A 26981-nucleotide genomic window follows, 5' to 3' on the forward strand; every position below is an offset into this window, starting at 1 on the left:
GCGATTGGCCCCCGCTCAATCCTTGATTCGCAAGGGCGGTGTTTGCAGATTGTCGGCGCAAACGACAATCTGCAAGGTGGGTTCATGTATCATCCACGCCAACTTGAAGCAACGGCACGGAGTCTGTTCAACTCCTTTCCGGTGCTGACCCTGACGGGACCCCGGCAATCCGGAAAGACCACCCTGGTCAGGCATCTCTTCCCTGAGCTGGCCTATCTGAATCTGGAAGAGCCCCAGATCAGGGCCTTGATGGCCGCGGACCCGATCGCCTTTCTGGATGCCCATCCGCAGGGCATGCTGCTGGACGAAATCCAGCGACTTCCGGAACTGCTGAGCCACATCCAGGCTCGTGTGGACGCCAGGCCCGGAAACGGACAATTCGTCATCACGGGCAGTGAGCAGACCAGCCTTCGTTCGGGAGTCTCACAATCGCTGGCAGGCCGCACCGCGATGTTGCGCCTGCTGCCGCTCAGCATGGCGGAACTGGACATCGCCAACTCAGGAATGTCGGTCGAGGAACTGTTGTTTTCAGGATTCTACCCTCGGATTCAGCTGGAACACCAACCACCGTATCACGCACATTCCGCCTACATCCAGACCTATCTCGAACGGGACTTGCGCCAGCAGGGCGAGATCCGTCTGATGTCCACATTCCAGAGCTTTCTCGCACTGTGTGCCGGACGAGTCGGACAGCTGCTGAACCTGCATTCCATGGCCAACGAACTGGGCACAGCCACTTCCACACTGCGCAACTGGATCAGTCTGCTGGAAGATGCCTGCATCGTCTTCCTGCTGCAACCCTGGCACGCCAATCTTGGGAAGCGACTGGTGAAGACACCCAAACTCTACTTTCACGATGTCGGGCTTGCCAGTTTTCTGCTTGGGATCGAACACGCATCTCAATTGAACAACCACCCACTCAAGGGCAATCTCTTCGAAAATCTGTGTGTCAGCGAGGCTCTCAAGCATCGTTACAATCGCGGATTGCGAAGCAACCTTTTCTTCTATCGGGACAGTACGGGAAACGAAGTGGATCTGGTGCTTGAAAATGTGGCCGGACCCTTGCTGCTGGAGATCAAATCGTCACGCACCTTGCACCAGGATTCCGTCAAGGGAATGGCGGCCTTCATGCGGGCAACCGGTCAGTCAAATCCACAGCGTGTCATCGTGTATCAAGGAGAATCCCGCCCTTCGGCATTCGGTGCCCGGGCAATTCATCATACGGAGCTGGATCGGATTCTGGCCGAGAGCAATCCGGGGAATCCAGCAGGCACGCCGGATTCCCCGTGAGTATCCCTTGATTCGTGAGCCAGGCACGGCTCAGTCGCAGCAGTCCGGACCGCAGCACGGTTCACCGCCCGGCTTGACCGCCTGAATGGACGCACTGGTGACCAGATCATCCAGACCCATTCCGGGCGCCCACTTCTTCACCAGTTCGCGGCTGGAATCCTTCGGCACGATGCGCACCCGCTCGAAGCCCGCGGCCTCCATCAGCTCGCCCAGCACGGCCATGTGCTCGGCGCCCGAGACACAGGCGCTGTAGAGCTGCGTGTCGTTGCGGATCTCGTCGGGTATGGGCGCGGTGGCCACCACATCGCTGATCGCCAGCCGCCCGCCGGGCTTGAGCACACGAAAGGCTTCGCGGAAGACCCGGGCCTTGTCCGGACTCAGGTTGATCACGCAGTTCGAGAGGATCACATCCACCAGCCCATCGCCCACGGGCAGGTTCTCGATCTCGCCCAGACGGAAGTCCACCTGGGGAAAGTCGCCCTTCTCGGCATTGGCGCGGGCCTTGCTGACCATGTCGGGGGTCATGTCCACACCGATCACGAAGCCCTCCTTGCCCACCTTCAATGCGGCCAGGAAACAGTCCACACCGCCGCCGGCTCCCAGATCGAGCACGGTTTCGCCTGACTTCAGCTCGGCGATGGCCTGGGGGTTGCCACAGCCCAGGCCCATGTTGGCGCCCTCTGGCAGCAGGTCCAGGTCGGCCTGGCTGTAACCCATCAGGGTGGACAGTTCGGCGGTCAGTTGCAGGCCACTGTCGCCACAGCAGGTGTTGGGTCCGCAGCAGCCCTCGGCATTGGCGTTGGCCACGCTGGCGTAGCTCTTGCGCACGCCCTGGCGGATCTGGTCGAATTTCATGGTGCTCATGGATCTATCCTTTTGCTTGTGTTGTCACATCGATATGAGTCGCGGGATCGCAACAGTCGGCGCCCGGGGCACAGCATGCTCCGCCACCGGTCGCCCGTTCGAGCCCGCTGCGGAGGGTCTGGGAGAAGAAGTCGGCCAGGCTGGCGAGCACCTCGGGATCGACCCAGCAATCCATGTGGCGGCCGCGGCGTTCCATGCGGATCAGGCCGGTCTGGCGCAGTTCCTTGAGGTGATGGCTGACCGTGGAGGGCGCCAGATCCAGCTCCTCCATGATGTCGCCCACACAGGCGGGGGCATTGTCATGGACTTCGCAATGGGTGCCGGGCGGGCAGCAGTCCAGATGCTCGCGGAAGATCCGCAGCCGGTGAGGATTGCCCAGCGCGCGAAAACAGGAGGCCAGCTCCTCGGTGGTGAGAGTTCGATTGTTCGACATGCGTCGAAATAACGAGTCTGGAATCGGAAGAGTCAAGGGGGCGCGGAAGATTCAATCACACGTCATCAATGGAAGGGTCGTGTTCTTCGCTTTGCCAGAAGACAAAGTTGAGTCTTCATGGTGCCGTGAATCGAAACCCCGTGAAGCGCAAGGCGACCGGTCCCGAGAACCCCGTCAGGCTGATGCGCATGCGCACGGGGCGAAATGAATCCGGGATCCCATGGACCTCACGGTGACTGTCCAGCAGATTCACCCGTACTCTGTACCAAGGGGAATTCGGGATAGCGGTGATGGCCCAGGTGTACTGCGAACCAGCGGGCAGTGCAATCGGGTTCAACGGCATCGTGTAGCGGTAATACCCTTCATCAAGATCCACAGTATTGTTGCCATTCAGATCTTCTGTGTCTGGTATGATTTGATCGGAGTCCCTCGAGTTGCCCTCTGTTCCATGTGGATTTGTATCGCGGATGCTCCAGCCTCCATCATCAGGAGCCCGAAGATAGTCGTCGAATGACCACGGATCATTCACGCCACGGCTGAAATCGCCATCGACGTCCTCGAAATCATAGATATCGCCAAGCTGCACGATCATCTGTTCTTCAGTTCCGGTCCAGTTCGCCACTTCAACGGGTATCGGCCAATCCAGATCACGGCCTGACATCTGATCCAAGCCGACATCTTCAAAGGTTGTCAGCATGCCGTCATAATTGAAGTCTTCTGTATCCAAGAAGCCATTGGGAATGACATCCTCGCTGAACTGGCCCATGTCCAGAACCAGTGCGCCCTGGCTTGCCAGGGTATCCACCAGCATCAAGAACTCGACCTGTGTCGCGAAGTTGGTGAGGAAGTTGGTGACCCCGTTGCGCGTGGTCATGGAGCCGTAGCTGTCAGGGTCAATCTGAACCACACCAACCGAGTCGATGACGGCCCATGGATCGTACAGGCACTGAAGTACGCGGTACTCTGTCTCTTCGGCACCGGCATCAAACGCGACGGGGTCCAACTCCGAAAACAGAATCGGATCACTCAGTGTGAACCAATGGAAGCGTCCACGTTGGGTGGCGTTCTCGAATGGCAGGGAAGAACGTGCCCAGTCCATATGCCCGGTCAGCAGTGTGTCCTGCAGCACGATTTCCCCGTTCGAGTTGTTCCCATCATCGCAGGCGGAAAGAAGTCCAACTCCCACGACGGCGCAACAGAGAATCCAGGCCTTGCTCATCGATGAATCCTTCCAGACAATCTGAATTCTCGGTATACCGGAAATGAGAGCATCATACTTCGGGCCATTCCGGAGCTCAACTCAGCTGGCCCGACCGCGCCGGGTCAGTACCATGAAAGGCACCCACCACAGCGCGATCAACAGCATCACGATGGTATTCGAAGTCTTGCGGTCTTCCACAAGGAGTGACACCGCGATCATCGCCAATGCGAAAGCCAGGGCAATCAAAATGTTCAGGCTGCGCGCACGGTTTCTGGTCATGTCAGGCCCTTCGCGCTTCATTCGTGTCCGCTTCTGTCCACGGATCCGGGAATCTCCTCACTGGACGACAACCCCCGCCTTTCCCGCCTCCAGCCGACCGATCACGGCCGCCGAGGCGAAGCCTTCCTTGCGGAAGATGGACAGCACCTCGTCCGCCGCGTCCGGTGCGCAGCTCACCAGCAGGCCGCCGCTGGTCTGGGGGTCGGTCAGCAGCCATTTGTGGATCTCACTGTGTGCGCCCAGATCCACGTCGGCACCATAACTCTTCCAGTTGCGCTTGCTGGCGCCGGTCACGAAACCCGCTTCCGCCAATTCGAGAACGTGGGGCAGCAGAGGAATCGAGTTCCAGTCCAGACGAGCGTGCAGGCCGGAACCGCGGCAGAGTTCCAGCAGGTGGCCCAGCAGACCGAAACCCGTGACGTCCGTGATGGCGTGCACGTCGTCCATCAGCCCCAGGGGTGTGCCCGGGGTGTTGAGCTGGGTGGTGCTGGCGATCATGATGTCGTAGACCGCAGGCTCCAGCTTGTTTTCGCGCAGGGCGGCGCTGTGGATGCCCACGCCCAGCGCCTTGCCCAGAATCAGCACATCGCCGGCGCGGGCGGCGTCATTGCGCTTGACACGGCCGGGGTGGATCGAGCCAATGGCCACCAGCCCGTAGATCGGTTCCACGCTGTCAATGCTGTGGCCTCCCGCGATGGGAATGCCCGCCGCCCGGCAGACGCTCTCGCCCCCGGCCAGAATCTCACGGATGACTTCCGGGGCCAGCTTGTCGATGGGCATGGCCACCAGGGCCAGTGCGAAGAGCGGCTTGCCTCCCATGGCGTACACATCCGACAGGGCATTGGTCGCCGCGATCGCGCCGAAGTGGAAGGGATTGTCCACGATGGGCATGAAGAAATCCGTGGTGGCCACGATGGCGTGCTCGTCGCTCAGCTTGTACACGGCCGCGTCATCCCGCGATTCGTTGCCCACCAGCAAATCGGGCGGGACCAGTCCCTTGACCGTATCGGCCAGCAGACTCTCCAGCACGCCGGGCGCCAACTTGCAGCCGCAACCACCGCCGTGTGCCAGCCGGGTCAGGCGCATGTCCTGGGATTCCGAAAACATCTGATCCTCCATTGTTGACTCAGGCAGGGCGCGGTGTTCCGGTCAACGCAGCAGCGTGACTCGACCGGAAGCGCGCTCACCCCGTGCTTGCATGTCGTACAGAAAGATGCCGCTGGGCAACGCGTGTCCGCGGTCATCGGTACCGTCCCAGACCAGCTGCTGTTCGCCGGCCGGCAGCCAGTGGTCCACCAGTGTACGCACCCGTTGGCCGCGCAGATTGTACAGTACCAGACGGACGGCTGCCCCGTTCCCGTTGACCCAGTGGAAACGGGTCGCAGGGTTGAAAGGGTTCGGAGTCACCGAGACCACGCTGAAACTCGACGGTCGCGGATTCAAGGCGGTCTGCTGGGCCTGTGCCACGGCCAGGTCGGCCTGCTGGCGCAGGAAGCTGGCCAGCTCCGGGTCCAGACCGGCAGCCCAGGGCCAGTCGCTCACGTTCTCGTCAAAGAGCGTGGCCACGATGGTGCAGGCCGCGAGGAAGGTTCCGGACACTGCGGGATGATAGTTGTCGGCCGCCCAAAGCCCCAGCAGCGGGCGCTCGGCGTGCGCCAGTTGCCAGGCCAGACCTGCGGGGGCCACGGTGGCTTGGAACTGCTGGCCGAAACTGAAGTAGGCCGCGCTCACGCTGTCCTGCATCTCATCATAGTCGGCGAAGGGCGTGCTGCACTCGTCGCCGATGCACTGCTGCCCGCCCAGCCTCCAGCCCCAGGTCATGTAGAACAGGGTCTGGGCACCGGCGGCCCCGATCAGCGAGTCCAGGGTCGCGGCCGCGGGGCGGCTGCTGTTCTCGCGGTACCAGGGTATCACGGGCATCTGGCTCTGTTCCTGCAGCACCACCCAGTCCCAGCCCTCCGGGTCGGCGATGGCCTCCAGGGTGTTGGCGTGCTCCACGTGTTGGCTCCATGCGAAACCGCCGGGAGTGCTCTGGCCATGCTGAAGGAAGTGGCCACCCGCGTCGGCCAGATCGGCGACCATGCCGGGCAGATCATTGTAATAGGTATGGCTGTTTCCGATGAAGAGAACCCGCAGGCTCTGCTGGGCCCCTGCCTGCAGGACGCAGCAGAGCACCAGCAGGATGGACCGGAGGGTCGATGTCATGAGGCGTCTCCCGGTTGCGATGGCGGCTGGCAATCTGGCAATGCGCGGCGGTGAATTCCCCCGACTATCTCCGCCGGTCGCAGGTTGCCACGTGCTCTGAAGCAAATGATACTTGGTTCCCATTGTTCGAACTGACTAATTGGCGTCTCATGAGCGATTCCGTCAACCCGATCGTGCGCACCGTGCTGCCTCTGTTGCTGGTGCTGCAACTCTGCTTTCCATTCCTGCACCTGTGCCTGGAAGGGGAATGCGGCACCGCGGCCGGTCTGCACGGGTCCCACACTGCCCACGTGCATGAAAGCTCGGATCTGGCCTGCCTTCAGTCGGTGGAAGGCCCCTGTCAGGACATTCGCTTCGAACTGGATGGCTCCACCCCGCTGCATCCCTCGGGGCGAGGCCAGATTCTGGCTCCCCTGCCTTTCCAAAGCGGAAACCTTGACCTTCGCTTCAACTCACTGAGCGCGCTCGCGTCCCCATTGCGCAGTGCCGAACCTGTCGCCACCGCCCCTCTCGACCTGCAACGACGGAATCCCATCCTGCGCAGCTGAGAGTCTCTCCCCCTCTGTCCGACTCTTTCCATCCCTCAAGACCAGAACCGGAGATTCCTGATGACAGGACCCACCCGGCTGGCCCTCTGGCTGCTGCTCTGCGCTGCCGCCCGGGCCGCTGAATCCTTGCCCGCGTCCGAGACTGCCGGACGAGCTGACACCGTGTTGAGTTCCATGGACACCCTCGCGCTGGCCTGGGATCAGCTCGCAGGCCTTGCCTCAACCCATCCCTCGCTGCTGGCTGCGGAAGCGGCCGTCCGGGAAGCACGTTTCGCCCGGGCCGAGGCTGCGGGCCTGCCCGACCTCTCCGCCGAGGTGCGCCGTTTCAGCGCGGACCCCCGGGATGGCGGACCCGAGCGACCGGAAACCGAATTGGGACTGGCCCTTTCCCTCGACTGGCTCTGGACTCACTCCGCACGGCGGGATCAGGCGGAGGCGCTGCATGCTCGCCGCCAGCATGAACAGGCCGGTCTGGGGCGTGAGCTGACCTTCGCTCTGGGCGAGAGCTACTGGAGCCTGGTGCGCGATCAGGAAATGTCCCGGACCAGCAGCGAACTGGCTCAGCATCTTGAAGACCTGCTGCAGGTCGCGCGCACCCGTGTGCGTCTGGGAGATGCCCGACCGGTGGAAGCCTCCCAGGTGGAAATCGAAGCGCTCAAGGCCCGTCTGGAAGCGGACGGCTCAGCGGCCCAACTTGAGCTGAGTCGCACGCGTCTGGCCCGCTGGCTGACTCCCGCATCCGGCCTGCTGTGGGCGAGTTCGGATCCATTCCGGATCGAGCCGGCCGACGCGCTCCAGGATTCCGGTGATCCGCTGAGTGACAATCCGCGCCTGCGATCCGCGCAGGCGGATGTCGCGGAACAGGAAGCCACCCGGAAGCTGGAATGGCTGGGCATCCTGCCGCGACTGCAGCTCGAAGGCTCGCTTGAGCGTGCGGATGATCGACTGGCTCGCGGCATCGGAGTGGGGCTCGAGATTCCCCTGTTCACCCTCAACCGGGCAGGCATTGCGCGAAGCAAGGCGGGCCTGCAAAGAGCGCGCGCCGAATTGCAGGCGGAACGGCGCCGACTGGACGACGAGCTGGATACCGCCCGTTCCAACTTCCACTCCTCACAGGCACAGGCCGAATCCTGGCGGAAGCAGATCCTGCCCCGGGCCGAAGAAGCGGCGCTGGTGATGGAGCACACCTGGCAACTGGGAGAAACCGGCTTGCTGGAACTGATCGACGCCCAGCGTACCCTGGCGGAAACGAAGCGTGAAGCCATTCGGGTCTTCCACCAGGCACACCTTGACCGGCTGCGTCTGCAGCTGCTTCTCGAGAAGGAGAGCCACTGATGTATAAACGAATTCTTGTCCCTGGTCTGTTGGCGCTGGGCTTGCTCTGTGCAGCCTGCGGTGACCGTTCAGCAGACGATGTGTCCGGAGTGGAGACCGCTCACGATCACGCGGCACATGACACCGATGTCGCAGAGGGCGTTGGACATGATGACCACGCGGGCCACGATCACGCGGCTCATGCCGACGCCGGGATCTCCTCCGATGAAGGACACGACGCCCACGACGACCATGCGGGCCACGACCATGGTGCGGAGGAAGGCTCCGACCTGGACCGGCCGCTGGAAGAGCTTTTCGCCGCGGAGTGCGAGCACGCCATCAAGACCTGGCAGTGCGACGAATGCCGCTATGAAGTGGGCGTGGTGCGCGCCCCCGAAGAATTGTTCGAGCAGGGACTGCTGAAGATGGCGACGGTGGAATCCCGGGCCGTCGAGCTGCCGACCCGCCTGACCGGTGAAATCGTCTTTGATGAAGAACGGGTCAGCCACCTCGCCTCGACGGTTCCCGGTGTGATCCGCAAGGTTCACGTCTCCCTCGGTGATCGAGTGAGCAAGGGCCAGATTCTGCTCGAGCTTGAGAGTGCCGAAGCCGGTGAGGCCCGCGAAGCCTGGCTGGAAGCGGAAGCCGAGCTTGCCCTGGCGACCCGCGACCACGAGCGGATGCAGGAAATGCACAGCCAGAAGATCAGCTCGGAAAAGGAGTACCTGCGGGCGCAGCAGACTCTTGAGTCTGCCCGGATTCGGGTGGACACGGCGCTCAGCCGCCTGAGCTGGATGGGGCTGAATCCCGAAGACTCGCGCACACCCGATGGCAGCGGCCAGCAGGGGCGTGTGGTATTGCGGGCTCCCGCAGACGGCACGGTGCTGACGATGCACGCGGTGCCGGGCGAGACGACTCACCCCGAGGAAGCCCTGGCGACCGTGGGTGACAACCGTGTGCTCTGGGTCTGGTGTGATCTGTACGAGCGCGACATCTCCGCGTTTCTGGGACCCGACCGCGAAAAGACGAAGAGTGCGCGGGTTTCGGTGAAGGCCTGGCCCGGGATGGAGTTTCCCGGCACGGTGGACTTCGTCAGTCCCTCGATGGACCCGGTCACGCGCACGGCCAAGCTGCGGGTGGCCGTGGACAACCCGGATGGCCGCCTGATGGCCGGCATGTTCGCGAGCGTCAAGGTCGGTCTGCCCGGCAGCAGCTCGGTGGCCACCCTGCCGCAGGTGGCGATCTGCGAGGATGAGGGCCGGGCCTTCGTCTTCGTGCCACACGACAAGGACCACTTCGTGCGCCGTCCCGTCACCACGGGGCGTGCCTGGGGAGACCGCGTGGAGCTGCTGGAGGTGCCCACCGGCCTGGATGCCGTGGTGGCCGAGGGCGCGTTCCTGCTCAAATCCGACGTGCTGCGCTCGAAAATGGGCGCGGGCTGCGCCGACTAGGGGGTTTTCATGCGATTCTTTTCATGGCTGCTGCACAACCGCCTGCTGGTTGTGCTGTGCGCCTGTGTGATGCTGGTGGCGGGCGTGATTGCCTGGCGCAATCTCCCCATCGATGCCTTTCCCGATGTGACCAATACCCAGGTGATGATCCTGAGCCAGGCTCCCGGACTGGCGGCTACCGACGTGGAAGACCGGATCAGCTATCCGGTTGAACAGGTGATGCGCGGCCTGCCCCATGTGATCCAGGTGCGCTCGCTGTCCAAGGCCGGGCTGTCCCAGGTGGTGGTGATTTTCGAAGACGGCACCGACACCTACTGGACACGCCAGCAGGTTTTCGAGCGCCTCTCCGTGGTCCGCGAGCAGTTGCCCCCGGGTGTCGAGCCCGAGCTGGGGCCCATCAGTACCGGGCTGGGCGAGATCTTTCAGTACACGCTGGACAGTGACGCGGCCGATCCGATGGAATTGCGCACGATCCAGGACTGGCTGGTGGCGCCGCTGCTCAAGCCGATTCCCGGGGTGAACGAGGTCAACAGTTTTGGCGGCCTGGTGCGCCAGGTGCAGGTGCTGGTCTCGCCCGATCTGCTGCTGAAATACGGGCTGACTCTGGAAGACGTGGCCGAGGCTCTCGAGGCCAACAACGCCAACGCGGGCGGTGGGGTGGTCGTGCAGGGCTGGGAGCAAGTCCATCTGCGCGGCGTGGGTCTGCTGGAAGGCCCCGGTGATGTGGAGAACGTGGTGCTGCGCGCCAGCGACGGAACCCCGCTGCGGGTGGGCGACATCGCCGAGGTCGTGATCGGGGCCGAAACCCGTCAGGGCGCGGTCACCCGCGACGGACACGGCGAGGCGGTGGCGGGCATGATCATCATGCTCAAGGGCGAGAATGCCAAGGAAGTGGTGGGCCGGGTCAAGCAGGCGATTGGCCGGATCCAGCAGACCCTTCCCGAAGGCACGCAGCTGAATGTGTTCTACGATCGCACCACCCTGATCGAGGCCTGCATCCGCACGGTGCAGAATGCCCTGCTCGAGGGCGCGGTCTTCGTGATCCTGGTGCTGTTCCTCTTTCTGCGGGACCTGCGCTCGGCACTGATCGTGGTGCTGTCGCTGCCGCTGACCTTCCTGGCCAGTTTCATCGTGATGGGCTGGACGGGTCTCAGCAGCAACCTGATGAGCCTGGGCGGACTGGCCTTCTCGGTGGGCATGGTCGTGGATGCCTCGATCGTGGTGGTGGAAAACGTGAGACGCCATCTGGCCCACGCGCTGCCGGACATGCCCCGGAGGGAGGTCGTGGTGCGCGCCGTGAGGGAAGTGGCCAGCCCCGTGACCTTCTCGGTGCTGATCGTGGCCATTATCCTGGTGCCTCTGTATACGCTGCAGGGCATCGAAGGCAAGATGTTCGCGCCGCTGGCGTCCACCATGCTGATCGCCTTGCTGGTGTCGCTGGGCGTGGCCTTCACCATCATTCCAGCGCTCTCCGAGCTGCTGTTGAAACGCGGTCCTGAGCGTGAGTTCGGTTTCATGAAGGCCCTGCACGCGGGCTACCTGCGCCTGCTGGAGCGTGCGCTGGCCCGGCCGCGCACCACAATGGCACTCTCGCTGGCCACCCTGGTGCTCGCCCTGGGCCTGTTGCCCCGGATCGGCACCGAGTTCATGCCGCCGCTGGATGAAGGCGCGATCGCGATCAACATCGTGCGGCTGCCCAATGCCTCGCTGGAAGGGGCCGTCAAGGTGTCCACTCTGATCGAGAAGCGCCTGGCGGTCTACCCCGAAGTGGAGTCCGTGATCAGCAAGAATGGTCGCGCCGAGATATCCGAAGACCCGATGGGCCCCGAGCAGACCGATGTGATCATCATGCTCAAACCGCATCGCGAATGGAGCATGGGCCGCAGCAAGGCTGAGTTGGTGGAAGTGATGCAGCGTGATCTGGCCGGAATTCCCGGGATGCGTTACTCGTTCTCCCAGCCGATCGCCCTGCGGGTGAACGAGCTGATCTCGGGCGTGAAGAGCGATCTGGCGGTCAAGGTCTTCGGGCCCGATCTGGAACTGCTGAAGGAATTCGCCGACCAGGCGGCCGCCGTGCTCTCGAGCATCGAAGGCGCCAGCGACGTGAAGGTGGAGCAGATTTCAGGCATGGAACAACTGGACGTGCGCATCGATCGCGCCGCGGCCGCCCGTCATGGCATCCGGATTGCCGAGATCAATTCCACCATCGAACTGGCCGTGGCCGGCCGTCAGGCCACCACCCTGATCGAGCAGCAGCGCCGCACCGCGGTGGTGGTGCGTTATCCCGAAGCCAGCCGCAGCAGCCAGGCCGAGCTGGAGAACCTGCTGGTGGCGGCCCCCGGTGGCGAGCGGGTTCCGCTGGCCCAGCTGGCCACCTTCGAGCGCGTGGAAACCCCCATGCAGATCAGCCGGGAGAACGGCATGCGCCGGGTCGTGGCCGAAACCAACGTGCGCGGGCGGGATCTGGGCTCTTTCGTCGCCGAGGTTCAGCAGGGCATGCAACCCCTGATCGCGGCCTTGCCCAGTGGGTATCACCTGGAGTACGGCGGCCAGTTCGAGAACCAGCAGCGCGCCATGCGCCAGTTGTCGCTGGTGGTGCCGGTGGCTCTGCTGCTGATCCTGGTGCTGCTTTATCTGGCCCTGGGCTCGGTCGGCAGTTCGTTGCTGGTGCTGCTCAACCTGCCCTTCGCGCTGGTGGGAGGCGTGATCGCGGTGGTACTGTTCCAGATGCCGCTCTCCGTCTCGGCGGCCGTGGCCTTCATCGTGCTGCTGGGAGTGGCCGTGCAGAACGGAGTCGTGCTGGTGGCCTTCTTCCGCCAATTGCGCGAGCGCGGCGAGACCGTGGAGAACACCATCCGCATCGGCTGCGATCTGCGCTTTCGCCCCTTGTTGATGACGGCGCTCTCCAGTTTCATCGGCCACCTGCCCATGCTCTATGCCGCCGGATCGGGGGCCGACATCCAGAAGCCCTTGGCCGTGGTGGTGATGGGCGGACTGGTCACTTCCACCTTGCTCACCCTGATCGTTCTGCCCACCTTGTACCTGTCCGCACATCGCTGGAGAAACCGGGGCCGCATGCCGGCCTGAAACGCAGGACTGGAGGGCCAACTGGCTTCGCATCGATTGCCCGTGGCATTCATTCCCCATGGAGGAGGGCCCTGGCCCTTCGTTCGCATGCCGGTCTTCCGCCCCGCGGAGGTGGACCCTCTGGCGAGCTTCCTGCGTGTGCTGCCCACGGCCCTGGGAGCGACTCCCCGGGGCATCCTGGTGGTCTCGGCCCATTGGGAGGAAACGCGACCCACCCTGATGAGCGGCAGCGCTCCACCCCTGTATTACGACTATTTTGGTTTTCCACCCGAGGCCTACACGCTCAGCTGGCCCGCCAAGGGGGATCCACAACTGGCCGCGCAAGTGCGCGAGCTGCTGGACTCCGCCGGGCTGCCCAGCTCTCAGGACCCGGATCGGGGATACGATCACGGAACCTTCGTGCCGCTCAAGCTGATGTATCCGCAACCCACGATTCCCGTGATTCAATTGTCCCTGCTGAGCGGTCTGGACCCGGCGCGGCATCTGGCTCTGGGGCGGGCGCTGGCACCACTGCGCGACGAGGGCGTTCTGATTCTGGGCAGCGGCATGAGTTACCACCATCTGCCCAATCTGATGCGTGGCCGGGGCCAGGCATCGTCCCGGCTGTTTGACGACTGGCTGCAGGAAGCGGTCTGCGGCAGTCCGCCGCGGCGCACGCAGGCACTGCTGAACTGGCAACAGGCCCCGGCCGCCCGTGACGCCCATCCTCGCGAAGAGCATTTGCTGCCTCTGCTGGTGGTGGCAGGAGCCGCGGAAGAGGCCCCGGGTCAGCGGATCTTTCACGGCACTTTCATGGACGCCTGGATTTCCGCCTTCCGCCTGGGCTGAACACGGCACTTGAACAAGCACCCGTGCGGGCGATTCCGTGCGGTGTCACATGCAAGGAATCGGGCTGGACTGTCCCACTCGTGGAGTTCGGCAACAACAGGTCAGGAGTCCCGATGAACCCGGTGCTTTCGCCCCTCGAACTGGCCGCCAGCCTGGATGAGCTCTGGTCGCCGCGCGTGCTGGCCCGGGTGAATGACAGCCTGGTGAAGGTGGCGCGCGTGCAGGGCGAGATCGTCTGGCATACGCACGAAGGTGAGGACGAACTGTTTCTTGTGCTGCGTGGTCGTCTGGTGATCCAGCTGGACTCGGGTGACGTGGTGCTGGAAGAAGGCGAGATGTTCACGGTGCCGCGCGGAGTGCGTCATCGGCCGGTGGCCGAGGAGGAATGCCTGCTGCTGCTGGTGGAGCCCGCTACGACCCGCCACACGGGCGAGGTGATCAACGAACGCACGCGCAGCCTGGAAGAGCAGATGCGTCCGCTTCCCGGGCCGTCCAGATGACTGTGACACGAAAGGAATCCCGATGCTGAATTCGACGCTCGTCAGCTCTTTCCGCACGCTGCTTCCGGTTCTGGCTCTGCTGGTGGCGGGAGTGTCCGCCCAGGCGGACCCCGATCCCGATGAACTGCTGCCGGTCTGGACCAACCAGGATTCGCTGCTCGTGGATCACACCCTGGTGGAGGTCGGACGGCACCCGGAGTTTCGCATCGAAGCCAGCTGGCCCGAGCTGCGCACGCCCGAGCCGCGCGACTCGCTGTTCGCGCTGGCCGTGGAGGCACTGGCCCACGCGCAGTTGCAGGACTTCCGCTCGCTGCTGCCGCCCGCGCACGAGCCGTCCATCGGGGTGGGCAGCGCGCTGGACATGGGCTGGTCGGCCACCATGGCCGACAGCACCTGGCTGAGCGTCAAGCTGTTCAGCTATTTCTACTGGGATGGCGCGGCACACGGCATGATCGCCAACCGCAGCCTGACCTGGTTGCGGCCCCAGGCCAGAGACCTGGAGCTGGAGCAGTTGTTTCGTCCCGGTACCAGCTGGGACACCGCCATCGGCGACTACTGCACACGCGTGCTGCGGGAGCGCCTGGGCGAGATGTTCTTCGATGACCGGCCGCTGACAGCAGACGACTTTCATGCCTGGAACCTGCTGCCCGGGCTGATGCTGATCACCTTCGACCCCTACCGGGTGGGCCCCTGGGCGGCCGGCGAGCAGGCCGTGGCGATTCCCCTGGACAGTCTGAGCACCCTGCTGGATCCCGGCCTGCCGCTGGAGATGAGTTCCCGCTCGGTGATGGAGGAGTAGGCACGAATGGGCGCGTGGCTCACCTTCCGCTGCCCGGACTGCGGCCTGACCGCGTCCCGTGTGTCCGGAGGCAGGGACATGGGCATGGAGACCGTGGTCGAGACATAGGTCTGCAAGAGTTGCCGGTTGCCTGTGAATGTGGTGATCGGTTTCCGCGGTGCCACGGGACCTTGTGGTGACCCGAAAAGGGATGCCCGTCTGCAGTGCTGCCCCGGGTGCCGGGGAACGGATCTTGAGCCATGGCCCGAGTCCCATCCCTGTCCTTGCTGCGGTGGCGGCATGGAGATCGATCCCCGCGGGCCGTCTGCAATCTGGGACTGAGCGCGGCGGATTCTGGCATCGGTGTGACGTCATGGACAGGCGGCGCATCCCGGCCCAGGACAAGCATTGCAAAACCGAGATCGTGTTGAACCAGCCGATCGTCAGCCCTACCACGGAGGGCTGGATGGTTCTGGCGACTGGCTGAGTATTGGACACTGGCCCTTCCACTGGCGGTGGCCTCTGGCAGTCTCGCCCAGCGCGGAAAGCACCGCGCAATCCGTGTACGAACCTCCCATGCGAACTCGTTCGCAACGTGCATCCAGTTCGAGGCAGCGAATCTGGTCCAGTGAGTGCTTGCGCAAGGCATCCAGATCCTTCAGGCGTTTGACATCCGAAGCGCACATGCCATCGAACTGGGAGTTTCAGCTGTAGAAGGTCGCCGGACGGATGCCATGTCCCTGGCAAGCATCCGTGGTTGCACGACCTGCCTCGGCCTCGTTCAGAATGGCAACGATCTGCGTTTCGCTGAAGCGGGGCATTCTCATCAGACTCTCCTTTGCTTTGCCAGATTAGGCCGGAGACCTCCTAGAATCAATGGACCGGACTTCGGCGTTGGTTACAACACACCTCGATGATGGATTTTAATCAGCATCGCTGTGTTAAAATTTGTCGACCAAAATTTTAACTTGCGTGACATGGTTAAAGAATGGGCATAACTATTGAATATTTCAAGATTTACACATTCGAAAACTGGCCGATTGGTGCCGGTACAGCTTACGAATGGAGAAAGCGACTGGGCATTTGTGCCAGAAGATCTACCAACGGGGTGGGAACTCCCCCATGATCTTTGGCCGCTTTTGTCAGAAGCCAAGATGGAGTTAGGACGATTGGACGGGATTGGCAGAACACTCCCGGATCCCGAACTGTTGCTGAAGCCACTGCAAGATCGTGAGGCAATGCGATCCTCGAGTCTGGAGGGCACATATGCGACTCCGCAGGAGCTCTTTTTGTTTGAGATGAGTCCCAGAGAGCCTAGATCGGAAACCGACCCGGCAAACTCATGGCTTGAAGTCTCCAACTACGGGAAGGCGCTTCGGGAAGGAATGCGGCTACTTGAAGACCTGCCATTCTGCCTGCGTTTGATTCGGGATATGCACAGAACACTATTGTCCGGTGTACGCGGACGCGAGAGATCACCTGGTGAGTTCCGACCCACTCAAGTACAGATCGGATCGGACCGCAGATTCATGCCCCCACCACCAACCGAGATGAGTGCATGCCTATCTTCGCTGGAAGAGTACATGAATGCAGATGGTTATCGCTTGGACCCGCTGGTTGTTTGCTTTGTAATACACTACCAGTTCGAAACGATTCATCCATTCAAGGATGGCAATGGTCGTGTAGGCCGTGTTTTATTGGCGCTGATGATCCACAAGCTGTGCGGCCTTCAAAGGCCATGGTTATACATGAGTGCGTACTTTGAAAAATTCAAGGACGAGTACATTGACTCGCTTTTTGAGGTAAGCACAGAAGGAAACTGGCGGAACTGGATTGAGTTCTGTTTGCGCGGGACGATTGAACAATCAAAGGACTCGATCAGGCGATGTGATTTGCTTGGCCTTGAACGTGAGAAGTTCCACAGACTCTGTCAGCAATCCGGGGCGCGTGCATATCAGATCGTTGACTCGCTGTTTGTTTCTCCCTTTCTTACCATACCAGAGGTATCACATAGGTTCAGCATTACATATCCGACGGCAAAAGCAGATATCGTCAAGCTTGAGAAACTTGGAATTCTTGCACCACTCCCCGACACGCGTCCCGCAATGTACTACTGTCCTACTGTCTTTAGAATCGCCTACATGGAGGCTTGAGTGTTTGAAATGTAAACGGGACAAGGCCTGTTCGATCGAAATCGAGATTGTACAGCATTGGATACAAGTATCACCCAATCACGGTACATGAGCATCGCGAATCCACTTCCGTGCAACGCGGGAATGCTGCAGTTGGAAACCTTAAGGTGCTCAATGCAGTCCTGTATGCTGCCGAGAACGGCTGCAAGTGGCGCGGGTTGCCGTCCTGCTTCTGAAAGCGGCACATGATCTACGCCCGGCTCAATCGCTGGGCGTAAGCAGGGGTACTGCGGGGTGTGTTCCAGGCGCTGCAGGAGGGCCTGCTGATCAGAATCGACTTCGAGGCCTTCTCCTTGGACAGCACGATCATCAAGGTCCATCCAGCTGAAACCTGCGCACTGAAGAACGGCCCACAGTCCATCAGAAAATCGCGAGGTGGACGGACAACCATAATCCACATGCTCAACGCGAACTCACGATCCGCCGTGAGTTTCATTCTGTCTCCAGGACGAGTACACGATGCTCCGACTGGCCAGGCTCTGATGGGTTCAATTCTGCCCCCCCAATTGAATCCTCAAAACTTCTGATGGGTTGTGTATTTGATGGCCATGAGTCGTGCCGATTGCTTTGGGAACTTGGTCTCGCTCCGGCCGTGCCACCCTTGTCGAATCGAGTTCTGGGTGTACGACAAAGTCTTGTACAGAAAGTGCATTGAGATGAAAAGTCTCCTCCGCAGCCTGCAAAGCTACAGGCGTATCTTCTCACGCTTTGACAAGCTGGTTGTGATGTTCAGCGGGTTCATCCATTCGCATTCATTGCCGAGAGATTTCGAATGTGTTGACAAGCCCTGGCATCCCAAGACCGAGATTCAGATGAACAAACTGATCGTAAGCCCCATCACGGATGACTTGGACACGCTGGCCAGCTGGCTCAGCCGTAAGCGCTGGCCCTTTCATCGTCGAGTGGCCCTGGCCCGGGACGATGTGCTGGCCCAGGCCGCCGCGGGTCACTTTCACAATGAAGAGACGCGCAGTTTCTGGCTTGCGGAAGAGGACGCCCGACCCTTCGGCTTTCTGCGCCTTTTTGATCTGGCCGATCCGACACCGCTCTTCGATCTGCGCATCCGCGCGGACGCCAGGGGCCGCGGGCTGGGATCAGCCTCTCTGCGCTGGGCCACCCAGCATGTCTTCGACCACTGGCCAACCGCCTCTAGGTTCGGCGGCTACACCCGGCATGACAACACGGCCATGTGCCGGGTCTTCGAGCGCTGCGGCTTCACCCTGGAAGCCCGCCACCGCGAGGCCTGGCGCACGGAGCAGGGCGAGTTGCTGGATACGCTGGGCTGGTTCGTGCTGCGGCGGGAATGGCCGACCGCGGCTGAATTCAGGCCGCGGGAATCCACAGTCTGAACACGGCGCCACCTTCGGAGGAATTCTCGAGGGTGAAGCGCAGGCCGTGGTTGCCCAGGATATCGCGCACCAGAGTCAGGCCAATGCCCTGGCCGTTGGGGCGAGTGGTGAAGAAGGGTGTGAAGAGGTTCTCGAGGGCACCCGGACTGAGGCCAGGGCCATTGTCGGCAATCTCGAGCTGCAGCTGGCGCTGCTCTTCGCTGGCGGAGATCCGGATGATGCCCGGGGTGTCGTGGCGCTGGGCGAGAGCATCGGCCGCGTTGCGCAGGATGTTGATCAGCGCCTGCTCCAGTTGGGGCCGGTCCAGCAGGGCCTGCCAGTGTGACACATCCAGCCGGGTTTCCAGGCGGATCCCGCGCGAACCGAGTTCCGGTTCCTGCAGCGATACCAGATCCTGCAACACGCGCATCACATCGCAGAGGCGCGGCACGGGCGCCGGCAGCCGCACCACATCGGCGTAGCTGTTCATGAACTGGCTCAGATGGCGTCCCCGCTCCATGACCACGGTCAGTGCCTGCTGGAACTCCTGACGCTCTTCCTCGGGCAGGTGGCGGGCATATTCCAGGCAGGACCTCAACAGCGACTGGCTGGCGCCCAGGCTGTTGTTGATTTCGTGCGACAGGGTGCGAATCAGCTTTTCCCAGGCCGCGCGCTCGGTGGCCATGAGCTCCTTGGTCAGTTCTTCAAGGATCATCACGGCGCGGGGAAAGCCCTGGTCCAGAAAACTGCTGCGGCTCAGGCGCACGCGCTTGCGCCCGGGCAGGGAGACGATGCTGCTGGCCCCTTCATTCAGTTCGCGCCAGGCGCGCTCCAGCTCGGCGGGCAGGGGAGGAATCGGGGTGTTTCGTGTCAGTCTGGTTGTACCACGGTCACCGTCCAACATCAGGCGCGCGGCCGGGTTGGCGTAGTCGGCACGGTGGTCCGGGGTGAAGGTCACGATGCCCGCCGGGCTCACCTCAAGCACCTTTTCGAGGAAGAAGTGCTGTTCCTGCTGGCGATGGCGCTCGTCACGCAGGCGCACGATCAGCGTGTTGTACAGCTCGACCAGGCGATTGACTTCCACCGAGCCCGAGGGCACGAAGGTATGGGTGAAATCGCTCTCACGAATGAAGTGGCTGCCGTCGGCGATGATTTCAAGCGGCAGGGTGTTGGCGCGCACCAGGCGCATGAACAGCCAGAGCGACAGCCCCAGAAGCGCTTCCAGCAGGAAGATGAAGGGGCGGTGATCCTGCCAGAGCAGAGTGGCACACAGAATTCCCACCGACAGGTGCAGCAGCACCAGCAGCAACAGGAAGCGGTGCTGCAACTTCAAGGCTTCAATCCGTACTTCTCCAGCCTGCGATAGAGCGAGCTGCGCGTGATGCCCAGCTCCTGGGCCACCTGGCTCAGGTTGCCCGCGTGACGCCGGATGGCCTCGCGGATCATGCGCTGTTCCATGTCTTCCAGTGTGCGTGCCTCGCTGCCCGGTGCGGAGTCCTGGTGACCGCCGGGCATCAGGGATTCGGCGCGTGACAGGGCCTCGCCCGTGATGCGTGTGCCATCGGCCAGCAGCACCGCGCGCTCGATGGTCTGGCGCAACTGGCGCACGTTTCCCGGCCAGAGGCGTGTACGCAACCAGCCCTGGGCGCTGGGGTCCAGCACCGTATCCACACGCGGGTAACGTCCGGCCAGTTCCTGGAGGAAGTGGCGGGCCAGGGCTTCGATGTCCGCGGGGCGCTCGCGCAGGGGCGGCAGGCGCAGGGGAATCAGGTTCAGGCGGAAGAACAGGTCCTCGCGAAAACGGCCCTCGGCGATCTCGCGGCCCAGGTCGCGGTTGGTGGCGCTGATCACGCGCACATCCAGCGGCAGGGGCGTGCTGGAGCCCAGCTTCTCGTAACTGCGGTCCTGCAGCACACGCAGCAGCTTGACCTGGCAGGCGGCGTCCAGGTCGCCGATCTCATCCAGAAAGATCGTGCCGCCCTGGGCGCGCTCGAAGCGGCCCTCGCGTTCGCTGCGCGCATCGGTGAAGGCTCCGCGCACATGACCGAAAAGCTCGCTGTCGAAAAGTGGGCCGGACAGTCCGCCCAGGTTCACTTTCACCATCGGACCGTCGCGGCGTGCGCTGTTGCGCCGGATGGCGTCGGCGATCACTTCCTTGCCACTGCCGCTTTCGCCCGTGATCAGCACCGAGGCCTCGGTGTGCGCCGTGCGTGCCACGATGTCCAGCAGCGCCAGCAGGGCGGGGTCTTCGCCCACCACCATCGAGAAATCCCCCGCAGCGTCCAGCTGGGCGCGGCTGGGGCTGCGTGTGCTGCTTGCTGGATTGCGCCAGTCCTTGAGCCCCAGGGCCGTGGCCACGCTCTGGCGCACCTGCTCGTGGCTCCAGGGTTTGGTGATGAAATCGGCGGCTCCGGCCTTGATGCCCTGCACGGCCATGGAGACGCTGGCCCAGGCCGTGATCAGGATCACCGGCAATCCGGGTTGCCGCTCGAGGGTGCGTGCCAGCAGAGCAATGCCTTCCTCGCCATCGGTGCGCCGGGAGAAGTTCATGTCCTGGATCACGCAGTCGGGAGGCTGGCTCGCGATCGCCTCCAGCGCCTCGCCGGGTGTGGCCGCCGTGCTCACACGGTAGCCGGACTGCTTGAGCAGCAGCCCCAGGGAGGAACAGACGGCGGCATCGTCATCCACGATCAGGATGCGTGCGTTCATGGCGAGCGTTTCCTTTGACCCGCGGGATTCGCGGTGTGTGATCCGTTGTCACTACTCATGGTGCAGGGCCTCCGAAGGCGCGATGCGTGTGCTCAGCCAGCCCGGATAGGCTCCCGCCAGCAGGGCCAGCAACAGCACCATGGCCGTTGAAAGACCCAGGGCCGCCATGAAGATGCCCCAGCCGATGTCCTTGGTGAAGCCCAGGAAGGGAAGCTGGAGAATGATCAGCCAGGCCCCCGCCATGGCCAGCAGGCTGAGTATGGCAATTTCACCCAGCAGCTGCAGGCCGATCTGTTCGCGCGTGGCGCCCAGAGCGCGGCGCAGCCCGAGTTCGGCCCGCCTGCGTGTGACACTCTGCCACAGGACTCCGATCAGCCCCAGACCCACCATCAACAGCAGAAAGGCCACGACAAGACCCGCGATCAGCAGGGGCAGCGCCTTCTCGCGCAGGGTCGAGCGGCGCAAGTGGTCCAGCGAGTTCAGGCTGATGCTCCAGCCGGGAGCCAGCCTCTGGATCAGTTGTGTGATGCGTTCTTCCGTTGCTCCGGTCATCTGACCCGGGCCGACGCGAATCAGCATGCCGTCGATGAAGTTCTCGGAGCTTCCATCCGACGTCTCGAAGCGCAGCATCAGCGGCACCGGCTGCATCAGTTCGCCCTTGGGGCGCAGCCAGGGCAGGACTCCCACGATCCGGTAGCGCTTCTCATCGTCTCCAATGTCGCGACCGATGGCGCTGGTTCGGCCCGTGAGCAGGTCGTCCGCTTCATCGGGCCAGTACTCCGTGACGAACTGCCGCGTCACCACCAGGGGAGTTCGCGCGCCACCCAGGTCCGCCTCGCTGGGCCAGCTTCCTTCGCTCAGTTCGGCTCCCAGAGCGTCCTGGATCCCCGTGTGCACCAGGTGGATGTTGCTTCTGAATCCCGCCGGAGCCTGTTCGTAACTGGTGCGCCAGGTGCTGTTGACATAGGGAATGGGTGTCATCGCGCAAATGGCCTGAATCTCGGGCCAGGTCTGCAGCTCACGCTGGATCTCCTGCATGGTTCGCGTATTCAGCGTGGCGTCGTCCGCCGACGGACGCACGTTCAGTGCCAGCACGTTCTCACGGTTGAAGCCCAGAGGTGTGAGATACTTCTGCAGGGCGAAGAGCAGCTGGCTGAGCACCAGGAACAGCACCAGGGCCGAGAGCAGCATCTCGACCAGCAACAGCAGGTTGGCGCGCTTGCGATTCCAGATCATGCGCAGGATATGGGCGATCATCGCTGGTTTCCTTTCAGGGCGTGTACGGGATGCAGGCGGGCCGTGCGCCAGGCCGGCAGAATGCCCGAGAGCACGCTGAAGACCACCACCAGCACCAGCGCCAGGCCGAAGACCCGCAGGTTCAGGTGAAAGCTGGCGTTCTGCAGCAGCCCGCTGCGGGCGATGCCATCGAGAATCAACTGGGTACAGCCCAGGGCCAGCACTCCACCCGCGCTCACGATGAGCAGATTTTCAATCAGCAGTTGCAGGATCAGGCTGCCCGCCGTGGCCCCGAAGGCGCGGCGCACGCCGATCTCCGAGGCTCGCTCGAGCATGCGGCTGAGGTTCAGATTGACCAGGTTCAGTGCGGGCAGCGACATGAACAACAGCGCGGCCCCGATGATGAGCGCGGCCAGGCGTCCCAGGTAGCTGTTGGTATCACCGCGGGTTCCGGGAGCCAGCAGTTCCCGGGCCAGGGCGTCCATGGGCGAGGAGTCCAGACTGGCCGAGATGTGGTCGTAGCCGGGGCCGTCGTCGGGGTCGATCTCCGCACAGCGTCGTGCCAGTTCGGCACGCACCTGCGGCAGCACCCGCGAATCGGTCAGTCGCACGGCGGCCAGCATGCTGCCCATCCAGTTGTCCCGCCAGGCCGCGCTGGCCTGGTTTCCCAGCGGCACCCAGACATCACTGCGGGGGTGCTTGTTGTAGATCGGCACATCCTCCACAACCCCGATCACGCGAAAGTCGCGATCGCCGATGCGCAGGCTCTGGTCCAGTGCGCCCTGCGGGTACAGAAGATCCCGCGTGCTGCGCGTGATCACGGCCAGTGGTTCGGCCGCCTGCACCTCGGCCTCGTCGTACAGTCGGCCTTCCAGGATGGTGAAGGAGAACACACGCCAGAATGCGGCATCGGTGAACTTGAGATCCAGCGCGTGCTTCTCGCCCTCGTGCCAGTACAGCCGGGGGCTGGCGTCGGAGTGAATGCTTGCAAGTTCCACACCGGGCAGGTCGCGCAGCACCGTATCCAGCAGTCGGTAGCCCGGGTTGCCGGTCCAGTCGTTCTCGGGCCCCCACATCTGGGCGTACTCCAGAGTCGCCAGCGTCTCCTGCCGGGCGATGGGAAGCCCCGGGCGCGACATGTTCTCCAGCAGGGTGGTCGCCGTCATCAGCACGGTCAGCGTGAAGCAGATCGCAAAAAGGCTCACCCCGGTGAAGAAGGGCTTGCGCCGCAGCACGGCCAGCGCCGTCTTCAGCGTGTTCTTCAGCATGCCAGTGCCTCCTGGTGCACCTGGCGGCCATCGTGGAGGCGCACGCAGCGCTGGGTCAGGTCGGCCATCTGCTGGTCGTGGGTCACCATGATGATGGTGGTGCCCGCGCGGTTCAGTTCCAGCAGGATCTCCATGATCTCGCGGCCCATCACGCTGTCCAGGTTGCCCGTGGGTTCGTCGGCCAGCAGCAGGGCCGGCTGTCCCACGATGGCCCGGGCGATGGCCACCCGCTGCTGCTGCCCACCGGAAAGCTGGCCCGGAGTGTGTGACATGCGTGCCGCCAGACCCACGCGTTCCAGCGCGGCCTGGGCGGACGCGCGTCGTTCGCGACCGTTCATGGAGCGGTAGAGCAGGGGGATTTCCACGTTGTCCAGCACGCTCAGATCGGAGACCAGGTGAAAGGACTGGAAAATGAAGCCGATGGTGCGATTGCGCAGCCGGGCCAGCTCGCGGTCGCGCTGGCGTGACACATCCTTGCCCTCCAGCAGCACCCGCCCGCTGCTGGGAAGATCCAGCAGACCCATGATGTTCAGCAGAGTGCTCTTGCCCGACCCGGAGGGACCCATGATCGAGAGGAATTCACCCGCCCGCACGTCCAGGCTGATCCGGCTGAGAGCCTGGGTTTCGATCCGGTCGGTGCGGTATACTTTTTCAATGTCTTCAAGGCAGAGCATGTGTGCCTCCTATTTCAGAGTCAATGTTTCAAGATGCAGCCAGTCGTTCATGCCTGAGATCACCACGCGCTCGCCTTCCTGCACTCCCTGCAGGACTTCCACTTCGTCGCGATTGCTCAGGCCGCAGATCACGTCGCGGCGTTCGAGGTGGTCTCCGTTGACCACGAAGAGTTTCGGTCGGGTGCCCGCACCATCGGTGCCGGGGCCGCGACGCACGATCAGGGCATTGTCGTGGCTTTCGCGGATCACATCCACGTCCACACGCAGATTGCTGTGCAGTTCGGGATCGCGCGGGTCGTCCAGGCGCACATCGAAGAGCACCTGGCCGTTCTCGATCTGGGGGTGCACACGGTCCACGTGACCCACCAGTTGGCGCTCATTGAGGCCGATCCGGCATTCCTGACCCACCTGCAGGCGTGCGGCGTGCACGTCGGAGAGGCTGGCCTCCACCTTCCATGAGTCCCGGTTGGCCAGGCGTGCCAGGGGAGTTCCCTTGCTGACCGCCTGCCCCTCCTGTTCCACGGCCCAGCTCAGCACGCACTCGCGCGGGGCCACCAGACAGGCCGAGCTCAGGGCTTCCTGCGCGCGCTGCTGGTCCTGTCGGTACAGGCGGATCTGGATCTCGAGAGTCTCGTTGCCGGCCAGGGCGCCCTCCTTGAGATGGCGAATCCGTTCGTCCAGCCCCTGCAGTTCCAGGCGGGCGATGTTCTCGTCGCGCTCGGCCTGACGCAGACTCCACACGGTGGTCAGTTGGCGCTTGTAGAGTTCCTCTTCCTGCTGACGGCGGGCCTCCAGATAGCGGATCTTTTCCTCCAGAATGCCGCGCTCGCTGCGCAGATCGCCCTGCACGCGTTCCTGCTCGCTGGACTGCTGGCGCAACTGGGCCTGTGTCAGGGCGATCTGGTCGGCCAGGCGGTCCAGCTCCAGGCGGATCTCGCGGGTATCCAGCTGCATCAGTGTATCACCGGCGGCCAGCAGTGCGCCGGGATGGGCATGCACCTTCAGAATCCGGGAATCGCTGGGGCTGGCCAACAGCTCTTCGAACTCCGCCTTGACCAGTCCACTGGCCGAGAGAGTGGCCTCGATGCGGGCTCGCTGGACCGTGGAAATCCGCAGATCGGCCAGCGCCACCGTGGGTGTTGCCAGCTGGCGCAGACCAAGCACAAGGAGGATCGCGAGCAATCCGCCCAGCCCCACGCGCAGCAGGCGACCCCGGTGCGTGCGCTGGCGCTGTTCAAGGGGGATTTCGCGGTCCATGGACGACATCTGTTCTCCTGGTTGTATGACGACTGACGCCATTGCGAGGACCATGCCAGATTTCATGCTGTTGAAAATGAACAACTTGCGGCGTCAGAAACCTTGCCCGACGTTCTCTGGCGGACAGCGGGTGTCCGCTGGCGGACGCTTTGCCGACCAGGCGTGCGCCAGCCCACACCCATCTCTGGTTGATTTTCCTGACTTTGGCACACCGAAAACCGCCCCCGTGCCCTGAGCCCGTTGGCGGATGGGCGCGCAAAACGGTCAGATCAGACAACTCGAGGAAACCATGAATAGACTACCGGCAAACCTGGTCCGGATCCTGGTCCTGCTGCTGCTGGCCCTGCGTCCAGCCCTGGCGGAAATGTGCGAGAGCACGGGCGAGTACGAGTACACCCACGGGGACAACGAGAGCATCATCCAGGCCAAGCAGTTCTGCGAGCAGATGGCCCTGCGTGCCGCCATCGAACAGTGCGCGCTCTTCGTCTCCTCGATCAGCACGGCGCAGAACTACCAGATGAAGGACGATCTGGTGAAGACCATCGCCGCGGCCGTGGTCAAGCAGAAGAAAGTGCTCGAGCAGCGCGTGGACGGTCGTACCGTGTACTACAAGGTCTCGGTCAAGCTGGACGACGAGCAGATGAGCCAGGCCATCGAGGCCGAAAGGCTGCGCCTGCAGGGCGCGGGTGCGGCTGGTGGAGGGCCGGTCTTCCCGCGGGTGCCCGCCCCGGATCTGGAGGGTGAGACCAGCGGCAGCCCGGAAGCCGGTGTGCCCCTGGATCGCAGTCCCGTGATGGAGCCCGTGAGCCATGAAATGCCGACTTCGGGTTCGGGAAGCGCTGCGCGCCGTCATCTGTCCGTCCGGCTGGGGCAGAAGTCCCTCAGCAAGGACGATTGGGAGCCGCTCGAGAGCCAGGTCCTTCTGGGCATGGATTTCAACTGGGGCCTTTCCGGGCTGCCGGTCAGCCTGGACATCGGCTATCTGCGATCATCAAAATCCGGTGACGTGGAGGACGAGTACGGCGATGTCTGGGACGGCTATGCCGAGACATCCGAACTCACGGTTGGCGCACGCTGGTGGTTCGGCCAGTCTGATGCCAGGCTGGTGCCGTATCTGGGAGCAGGTCTCTGCCTGGTCAAAGGTTATTGGGAGGTGGATATGGGCGCGGACGGCACCTACTCCATCGAAGGGTCCACCATGGGCTTCGCACTCAATGGTGGCATGCTGGCGTCCCTGAGCCGTTCTTTGTACACGGGAGTGGATCTTCGCGTCAGCGGTGGCAATGTGACCCTTGAGGGCGATGATGTCTGGGGTGATCCGGTAAGCATGGATGCCAAGGCCGGCGGACTCAGCATCAGCCTGCTGCTGGGGTATCGCTGGTAGCAATCAGTCCCGTGAACGAACCGGCTGAATGAAAGGGGCGCATGACCATGCGCCCCTTTCATTCAGTGCCCGGTGAAACCATATGGGGCTCGAAGGATTCAGTCTCGTGCCCGGGGGGTGCCTTCCGGGATTCCCTGAGCACAGGTCAACAGGAG

General features: G+C 63.0%; 24 protein-coding genes and 1 pseudogene. 12 read left to right on the plus strand and 13 right to left on the minus strand.

Going from position 1 to position 26981, the window contains the following annotated elements; translation table 11 throughout:
- Window positions 1–84 precede the first annotated feature (84 nt).
- On the plus strand, window positions 85–1290 hold the full coding sequence (locus H6678_13825) for an ATP-binding protein (protein MCB9474873.1): 1206 nt from the start codon (window positions 85–87) through the stop codon (window positions 1288–1290).
- Window positions 1291–1320: 30 nt separating this feature from the next.
- On the opposite strand, the gene H6678_13830 is transcribed toward H6678_13825, so the two are convergent.
- The 6 genes from H6678_13830 to H6678_13855 all read right to left on the minus strand — a co-directional run bounded on the left by H6678_13830 (window position 1321) and on the right by H6678_13855 (window position 6272).
- Window positions 1321–2154, minus strand: a complete 834-nt coding sequence (locus tag H6678_13830; protein MCB9474874.1) for an arsenite methyltransferase — start codon at window positions 2152–2154, stop codon at window positions 1321–1323.
- A 4-nt stretch (window positions 2155–2158) separates the two neighbouring features.
- Window positions 2159–2587: a helix-turn-helix transcriptional regulator gene (locus H6678_13835; GenBank protein MCB9474875.1), complete on the minus strand. Its 429-nt coding sequence runs from the start codon at window positions 2585–2587 to the stop codon at window positions 2159–2161.
- A 115-nt stretch (window positions 2588–2702) separates the two neighbouring features.
- Window positions 2703–3806: a hypothetical protein gene (locus H6678_13840; GenBank protein MCB9474876.1), complete on the minus strand. Its 1104-nt coding sequence runs from the start codon at window positions 3804–3806 to the stop codon at window positions 2703–2705.
- Between the two features lie 81 nt (window positions 3807–3887).
- Window positions 3888–4067 (minus strand): hypothetical protein, encoded by a 180-nt coding sequence (locus H6678_13845; GenBank protein ID MCB9474877.1) that lies wholly within the window; start codon window positions 4065–4067, stop codon window positions 3888–3890.
- 57 nt (window positions 4068–4124) lie between these two features.
- Window positions 4125–5174: a selenide, water dikinase SelD gene (gene selD / locus H6678_13850; protein MCB9474878.1), complete on the minus strand. Its 1050-nt coding sequence runs from the start codon at window positions 5172–5174 to the stop codon at window positions 4125–4127.
- Between the two features lie 42 nt (window positions 5175–5216).
- Entirely contained in the window at window positions 5217–6272 is a 1056-nt protein-coding gene (locus tag H6678_13855) for a hypothetical protein (protein MCB9474879.1), read from the minus strand.
- 149 nt (window positions 6273–6421) lie between these two features.
- Here H6678_13855 and H6678_13860 point away from each other — a divergent pair, with 149 nt between their 5' ends.
- From H6678_13860 to H6678_13890, 7 genes are all read left to right on the plus strand, one after another.
- The gene (locus tag H6678_13860) at window positions 6422–6820 is read left to right on the plus strand and encodes a hypothetical protein (GenBank protein ID MCB9474880.1); all 399 of its coding nucleotides are present in this window, start codon (window positions 6422–6424) and stop codon (window positions 6818–6820) included.
- Window positions 6821–6880: 60 nt separating this feature from the next.
- The gene (locus H6678_13865) at window positions 6881–8155 is read left to right on the plus strand and encodes a TolC family protein (GenBank protein ID MCB9474881.1); all 1275 of its coding nucleotides are present in this window, start codon (window positions 6881–6883) and stop codon (window positions 8153–8155) included.
- Window positions 8155–9585: an efflux RND transporter periplasmic adaptor subunit gene (locus H6678_13870; GenBank protein MCB9474882.1), complete on the plus strand. Its 1431-nt coding sequence runs from the start codon at window positions 8155–8157 to the stop codon at window positions 9583–9585. Before H6678_13865 ends, H6678_13870 begins: the two co-directional genes overlap by 1 nt.
- Before the next feature lie 9 nt (window positions 9586–9594).
- Window positions 9595–12672: an efflux RND transporter permease subunit gene (locus H6678_13875; protein ID MCB9474883.1), complete on the plus strand. Its 3078-nt coding sequence runs from the start codon at window positions 9595–9597 to the stop codon at window positions 12670–12672.
- An 87-nt stretch (window positions 12673–12759) separates the two neighbouring features.
- On the plus strand, window positions 12760–13500 hold the full coding sequence (locus tag H6678_13880) for a dioxygenase (GenBank protein MCB9474884.1): 741 nt from the start codon (window positions 12760–12762) through the stop codon (window positions 13498–13500).
- Window positions 13501–13613: 113 nt separating this feature from the next.
- Window positions 13614–14000: a cupin domain-containing protein gene (locus tag H6678_13885; protein ID MCB9474885.1), complete on the plus strand. Its 387-nt coding sequence runs from the start codon at window positions 13614–13616 to the stop codon at window positions 13998–14000.
- Between the two features lie 22 nt (window positions 14001–14022).
- Window positions 14023–14799, plus strand: coding sequence for a DUF3298 domain-containing protein (locus H6678_13890; protein MCB9474886.1), 777 nt, complete (start codon window positions 14023–14025; stop codon window positions 14797–14799).
- 683 nt (window positions 14800–15482) lie between these two features.
- Here H6678_13890 and H6678_13895 read toward each other — a convergent pair.
- A complete protein-coding gene (locus H6678_13895; GenBank protein ID MCB9474887.1) occupies window positions 15483–15605 on the minus strand; it encodes a transposase in 123 nt (40 codons plus the stop codon).
- 174 nt (window positions 15606–15779) lie between these two features.
- Between H6678_13895 and H6678_13900 the strand changes: the two genes are divergently transcribed.
- From H6678_13900 to H6678_13910, 3 genes and pseudogenes are all read left to right on the plus strand, one after another.
- Window positions 15780–16931: a Fic family protein gene (locus H6678_13900; protein MCB9474888.1), complete on the plus strand. Its 1152-nt coding sequence runs from the start codon at window positions 15780–15782 to the stop codon at window positions 16929–16931.
- Window positions 16932–17008: 77 nt separating this feature from the next.
- Window positions 17009–17716, plus strand: a pseudogene (locus H6678_13905) (IS5 family transposase).
- Window positions 17717–17782: 66 nt separating this feature from the next.
- A complete protein-coding gene (locus H6678_13910) occupies window positions 17783–18319 on the plus strand; it encodes a GNAT family N-acetyltransferase (GenBank protein ID MCB9474889.1) in 537 nt (178 codons plus the stop codon).
- Here the strand turns inward: H6678_13910 and H6678_13915 are convergent.
- Genes H6678_13915 through H6678_13940 form a run of 6 tightly spaced genes read right to left on the minus strand, consistent with a single transcriptional unit; the run spans window position 18294 to window position 25451 of the window.
- Window positions 18294–19631 carry an ATP-binding protein gene (locus H6678_13915; GenBank protein ID MCB9474890.1) on the minus strand — a complete coding sequence of 446 codons (1338 nt, stop codon included), beginning with the start codon at window positions 19629–19631 and terminating at the stop codon, window positions 18294–18296. The two genes, H6678_13910 and H6678_13915, sit on opposite strands and share 26 nt — an antisense overlap.
- Complete coding sequence (locus tag H6678_13920) at window positions 19628–21007, minus strand: sigma-54-dependent Fis family transcriptional regulator (protein ID MCB9474891.1); 1380 nt, start codon at window positions 21005–21007, stop codon at window positions 19628–19630. Before H6678_13920 ends, H6678_13915 begins: the two co-directional genes overlap by 4 nt.
- Before the next feature lie 51 nt (window positions 21008–21058).
- A complete protein-coding gene (locus H6678_13925) occupies window positions 21059–22264 on the minus strand; it encodes an FtsX-like permease family protein (GenBank protein ID MCB9474892.1) in 1206 nt (401 codons plus the stop codon).
- Window positions 22261–23511, minus strand: a complete 1251-nt coding sequence (locus H6678_13930; GenBank protein ID MCB9474893.1) for an ABC transporter permease — start codon at window positions 23509–23511, stop codon at window positions 22261–22263. The genes H6678_13925 and H6678_13930 overlap by 4 nt, the downstream gene beginning before the upstream one ends.
- Window positions 23505–24185, minus strand: a complete 681-nt coding sequence (locus tag H6678_13935) for an ABC transporter ATP-binding protein (GenBank protein MCB9474894.1) — start codon at window positions 24183–24185, stop codon at window positions 23505–23507. Before H6678_13935 ends, H6678_13930 begins: the two co-directional genes overlap by 7 nt.
- Before the next feature lie 9 nt (window positions 24186–24194).
- Entirely contained in the window at window positions 24195–25451 is a 1257-nt protein-coding gene (locus H6678_13940; protein ID MCB9474895.1) for an HlyD family efflux transporter periplasmic adaptor subunit, read from the minus strand.
- A gap of 280 nt (window positions 25452–25731) precedes the next feature.
- Between H6678_13940 and H6678_13945 the strand changes: the two genes are divergently transcribed.
- Window positions 25732–26826, plus strand: a complete 1095-nt coding sequence (locus tag H6678_13945; GenBank protein ID MCB9474896.1) for a hypothetical protein — start codon at window positions 25732–25734, stop codon at window positions 26824–26826.
- The last annotated feature ends 155 nt before the right edge of the window (window positions 26827–26981 follow it).

The sequence above is a fragment of the Candidatus Delongbacteria bacterium genome, from assembly GCA_020634015.1.
In the GTDB taxonomy this organism is placed as follows: domain Bacteria; phylum CAIWAD01; class CAIWAD01; order CAIWAD01; family CAIWAD01; genus JACKCN01.

Coding starts and splice junctions, on each gene's coding strand:
- H6678_13840 (MCB9474876.1), bottom strand. CDS start 3,806: ATGAGCAAGGCCTGGATTCTCTGTTGCGCCGTCGTGGGAGTTGGACTT.
- H6678_13890 (MCB9474886.1), top strand. CDS start 14,023: ATGCTGAATTCGACGCTCGTCAGCTCTTTCCGCACGCTGCTTCCGGTT.
- H6678_13940 (MCB9474895.1), bottom strand. CDS start 25,451: ATGTCGTCCATGGACCGCGAAATCCCCCTTGAACAGCGCCAGCGCACG.
- H6678_13885 (MCB9474885.1), top strand. CDS start 13,614: ATGAACCCGGTGCTTTCGCCCCTCGAACTGGCCGCCAGCCTGGATGAG.
- H6678_13835 (MCB9474875.1), bottom strand. CDS start 2,587: ATGTCGAACAATCGAACTCTCACCACCGAGGAGCTGGCCTCCTGTTTT.
- H6678_13880 (MCB9474884.1), top strand. CDS start 12,760: ATGCCGGTCTTCCGCCCCGCGGAGGTGGACCCTCTGGCGAGCTTCCTG.
- H6678_13870 (MCB9474882.1), top strand. CDS start 8,155: ATGTATAAACGAATTCTTGTCCCTGGTCTGTTGGCGCTGGGCTTGCTC.
- H6678_13895 (MCB9474887.1), bottom strand. CDS start 15,605: ATGAGAATGCCCCGCTTCAGCGAAACGCAGATCGTTGCCATTCTGAAC.
- H6678_13910 (MCB9474889.1), top strand. CDS start 17,783: ATGAACAAACTGATCGTAAGCCCCATCACGGATGACTTGGACACGCTG.
- selD (MCB9474878.1), bottom strand. CDS start 5,174: ATGTTTTCGGAATCCCAGGACATGCGCCTGACCCGGCTGGCACACGGC.
- H6678_13925 (MCB9474892.1), bottom strand. CDS start 22,264: ATGATCGCCCATATCCTGCGCATGATCTGGAATCGCAAGCGCGCCAAC.
- H6678_13845 (MCB9474877.1), bottom strand. CDS start 4,067: ATGACCAGAAACCGTGCGCGCAGCCTGAACATTTTGATTGCCCTGGCT.
- H6678_13825 (MCB9474873.1), top strand. CDS start 85: ATGTATCATCCACGCCAACTTGAAGCAACGGCACGGAGTCTGTTCAAC.
- H6678_13920 (MCB9474891.1), bottom strand. CDS start 21,007: ATGAACGCACGCATCCTGATCGTGGATGACGATGCCGCCGTCTGTTCC.
- H6678_13865 (MCB9474881.1), top strand. CDS start 6,881: ATGACAGGACCCACCCGGCTGGCCCTCTGGCTGCTGCTCTGCGCTGCC.
- H6678_13860 (MCB9474880.1), top strand. CDS start 6,422: ATGAGCGATTCCGTCAACCCGATCGTGCGCACCGTGCTGCCTCTGTTG.
- H6678_13930 (MCB9474893.1), bottom strand. CDS start 23,511: ATGCTGAAGAACACGCTGAAGACGGCGCTGGCCGTGCTGCGGCGCAAG.
- H6678_13945 (MCB9474896.1), top strand. CDS start 25,732: ATGAATAGACTACCGGCAAACCTGGTCCGGATCCTGGTCCTGCTGCTG.
- H6678_13935 (MCB9474894.1), bottom strand. CDS start 24,185: ATGCTCTGCCTTGAAGACATTGAAAAAGTATACCGCACCGACCGGATC.
- H6678_13830 (MCB9474874.1), bottom strand. CDS start 2,154: ATGAGCACCATGAAATTCGACCAGATCCGCCAGGGCGTGCGCAAGAGC.
- H6678_13875 (MCB9474883.1), top strand. CDS start 9,595: ATGCGATTCTTTTCATGGCTGCTGCACAACCGCCTGCTGGTTGTGCTG.
- H6678_13855 (MCB9474879.1), bottom strand. CDS start 6,272: ATGACATCGACCCTCCGGTCCATCCTGCTGGTGCTCTGCTGCGTCCTG.